The sequence below is a fragment of the Streptomyces sp. NPDC005438 genome (genome assembly GCF_040606315.1).
Taxonomy (GTDB): Bacteria; Actinomycetota; Actinomycetes; order Streptomycetales; family Streptomycetaceae; genus Streptomyces.
The window spans coordinates 1-3897 of record NZ_JBEXEP010000026.1; the positions used below are offsets into that span (position 1 = coordinate 1).

A 3897-nucleotide genomic window follows, 5' to 3' on the forward strand; every position below is an offset into this window, starting at 1 on the left:
AGCAGTTGCGGTCGACGGTGCGTTTTTCGGATGCGATTGTGCGGGCGGAGGGGCTTGGGGTGTCGCGGTTTGTGGAGGTGGGGCCGGATAGTGCTCTGGTTGGTTCGATCCTCGAATCGTGTGTGGGTGAGGTAGAGGCGGTCGGGCTGATGCGCCAAGGCCGCCCGGAGCCGGAAACCGTGGTGAATGCTCTGGCCCGTTTGTGGGTGCGGGGTGTGGAGGTGGATTGGAAGGCCTTCTTCGCCCCCACGGGCGCCAAGATGGTCGAACTCCCCACCTACGCCTTCCAGCACCGCCCCTACTGGCTCCAGGACGCCGGGACGCCCGTGGTGGACGGCGCGGACCCGGTGGACGCGGAGTTCTGGGCCACTGTCAGCGGGGCGGACGCACGGGAGTTCGCCGAGGTGCTCGGTGTCGACGAGGACGCCCCGCTCCGTGACGTACTGCCCGCGTTGACGGGATGGCGGGAGCGGCAGCGGACCCAGAGCACGTTGGACTCCTGGCGTTACCGTCTCGACTGGGTACCGCGTACCCGGGACAACCGGGTTGCCCTGCGGGGAAGTTGGGTGCTGGTCTGCTCGGCGGCCCAGGCCGGGGGCGAGGCGGTCGGAGTGCTGAGGGAGGTACTGGCACAGGCCGGTGCCGAGGTCACCGAACTGGTGCTGGCCGCCGACAGTGAACGTGAGGCGGTCACCCGACTGTGGGAGGAACAGCCGGAGGCCCAGGGCGTGGTGTCCCTGCTGGCCCTGGATGAGGCGCCGCACCCGACCGTGCCGGGGTTGACCGTCGGGCTGGCGCTCAACGTACTGCTGACCCAGACCCTCGCCGAGCGCGGCGCGGCCACCCGTCTGTGGCTGTGCACCCAGGACGCGATGGCGGTCGCGGACGGCGACCTCGTCAACCACCGTCAGCAGAGCACCACCTGGGGTCTGGGGCTGGTCGTCGGACTGGAGCACCCGGACCTGTGGGGCGGGCTCGTGGACCTGCCGTCGGCTCTGAAGGTCGGCGAACTCTCCTCGGTTCCCGCGCTCCTGGCGGCGACGGACGGGGAGGACCAGGCGGCCGTACGAGGCGGGCGGGTGTTGTTGCGCCGGCTGCGTCGGGCGCCGGCGCGGCCCGAGGCCGGGGAGTGGCAGACCAGTGGTACCGCACTGATCACCGGAGGTACCGGGGGACTGGGTGCCCAGTCGGCCCGACGGCTCGCGCGGGCCGGGGCCGAGCACCTGGTGCTGGTCAACCGGCGGGGTGAGAACGCCCCCGGCGTGCCCGAACTCGTCGCGGAACTACGGGAGTCGGGACCCGAGGTCACCGTCGTCGGCTGTGACGTCTCCGACTTCGAGGCCCTGCGCCGGCTCGTGGAGGACCTGCGGGCCGAGGGCCACGTGATCCGTACGGTGGTGCACAGCGCGGGGGTGGGCGACCTGGCTCCGCTGGCCTCCGCCGGGCTGACGGAGTTCGCCGAGGGTGCGCGGGTCAAGATCGCCGGTACGGAGAACCTGGACCGGATCTTCGACGAGGACGCCGGGTTGGACGCGTTCGTCCTGTACTCCTCGGTGGCGGCGGTATGGGGTGCCAGCGACCACGCGGCGTACGCGGCCGGCAACGCCTACCTGGAGGCCGTGGTCCGTAACCGCCGTGCCCGTGGACTGCCGGGCACCGCCCTGGCCTGGGGCATCTGGGCGGCGGACGCCGACGGCCGTGGCATGGCCGGCAACGTGGACACCGACTCCCTCAGCTGGCGCGGTATGCCCTTCATGGACCCCGCCGTCGCCATCGGCGGGGTGACGCGGGCGCTGGCCGAGGACTCCGCCTTCGTGGTGGTCGGTGACGTGGACTGGGACAGCTTCGCTCCCGTCTTCGCCGCAGCCCGCCCCCGCCCGCTGCTCGACGAGATACCCGAGGTCCGCGCCGCTCTCGACGCCGGACCCACCACCGAGGCCGGAGCGGGCGCCGGTACGGACAGCCTGCGGGACCGCCTACGGGAGCTGTCGGTCGAGGAACGCCGTGGCACCCTGCGTGACCTGGTGACCCGCCATGTCGCCTCCGTACTCGGGCACCGTGAGACCGAGGCGATCGACGGCGAACGCCCCTTCCGCGACCTGGGTTTCGACTCGCTGCTGGCCGTGACCCTGCGTAACGAACTCAACGCCAGTACCGGACTGCGACTGTCCACCACCCTGGTCTTCGACTACCCGACGGTCACCAAGCTGACCGACCACGTATACCGGGAACTCCTCGGGGAGGACCCCTCGGAGGCGGAAAACGCCCCCGCCGACGTGGTGAGCGCGTCCACCCGGACGACGACGAACGAGCCCATCGCGATCGTGGGCATGGGCTGCCGGCTGCCCGGTGGGGTGAGTACCCCCGAGGACCTGTGGCGGCTGTTGTCCGACGGTGAGGACGCCATCGACGTGTTCCCCACTGACCGGGGTTGGCACCTGGACGACCTGTACGACCCGGACCCCGACCACGAGGGCAGTTCCTACGTGCGGACCGGAGGGTTCGTGGAGGACGCGGGTCGGTTCGACGCGGGGTTCTTCGGTATCTCGCCGCGTGAGGCGTTGGCGATGGACCCGCAGCAGCGGCTGCTGTTGGAGACCTCCTGGGAGGCCATCGAGCACGGCCGTATCAACCCCCAGTCCCTGCGCGGGAGCGAGTGCGGGGTGTTCGTCGGGGCGGCCCACAGCGGATACGGAACCGGCCTGCGGGAACTCCCGGACGGCGTCGAGGGCCATCTGATCACCGGAACCGTGACCAGTGTGGCCTCGGGCCGTATCGCCTACACCCTGGGGCTGGAGGGCCCGGCCGTCACGTTGGACACCGGCTGTTCGTCCGCGCTGGTCTCCCTGCACCTCGCGGTACGGGCCCTGCGGTCCGGCGAGTGCTCCATGGCCCTGGCCGGTGCCGCCTCCGTCGTCACCAGCCCTATCGGCTTCGTCGGGTTCAGTCGTCAGCGGGGGCTCGCCGAGGACGGCCGGTGCAAGCCCTTCTCCGAGGACGCCGACGGCATGGGCTTCGCCGAGGGCGCGGGGATGTTGTTGTTGGAGCGGTTGTCGGACGCTCAGCGCAACGGTCACCGGGTGTTGGCGGTGGTGCGGGGTTCGGCGATGAACCAGGACGGTGCGTCGAACGGTCTGACGGCGCCGAACGGTCCTTCCCAACAGCGGGTGATTCGGCACGCGTTGGAGAACGCGGGGTTGCGTCCGTCGGACGTCGACGTGGTCGAGGCGCACGGTACGGGTACCCCGCTCGGCGACCCGATCGAGGCCCAGGCCCTGCTGGCGACCTACGGCAAGGACCGCCCCGAGGACCGCCCGCTGTGGCTGGGCTCGGTGAAGTCCAACCTCGGCCACACCCAGGTCGCCGCCGGTGTGCCCTCGCTCATCAAGACGGTCCTGGCGATGCGCCACCAGACGATGCCTCGCACCCTGCACGCGGAGCACCCCTCCTCGCACGTCGACTGGTCGTCGGGTGGGGTGGAGTTGTTGGCGGAGGAGCGGGAGTGGGAGCGGACCGAGGACCGCCCCCGCCGTGCGGGCGTCTCCTCCTTCGGCGTCAGCGGTACCAACGTGCATGTGATTGTGGAGGAGGCTCCTGGGGTTGGGGTCGAGGTTGGTGCTGGTGCTGGTGCTGGTGCTGGTGCTGGTGCTGGGGTTGTGGTGGAGGGTGAGGTTGTGGAGGGGGCTGTGGGTGTGGTGGCGGGGTCGTGTGGGCGTGGGGTGTTGGAGTCGGGGTCTGGTGTTGTGGGTTCTGGGTCGGGGTCGGTTGGTTCTGGTGTTGTGGAGTCGGGTGATGCGGATGCTGGTGTTGGTGTGGGTTGTGGGTGTGGTGTGGGTGGGGTGGTGCCGTGGTTGGTGTCGGGTCGTGGTGTGGGGGGTTTGAGGGGTCAGGCGGGTG

Annotated in this window: 1 protein-coding gene; it reads left to right on the forward strand. The window is 70.5% G+C overall.

The window, feature by feature from the left end:
* Nucleotides 1-122: 122 nt before the first annotated feature.
* A partial coding sequence (locus ABZT14_RS25510; protein WP_356306887.1) for an SDR family NAD(P)-dependent oxidoreductase occupies nt 123-3897 on the forward strand: 3775 nt, incomplete at its 3' end.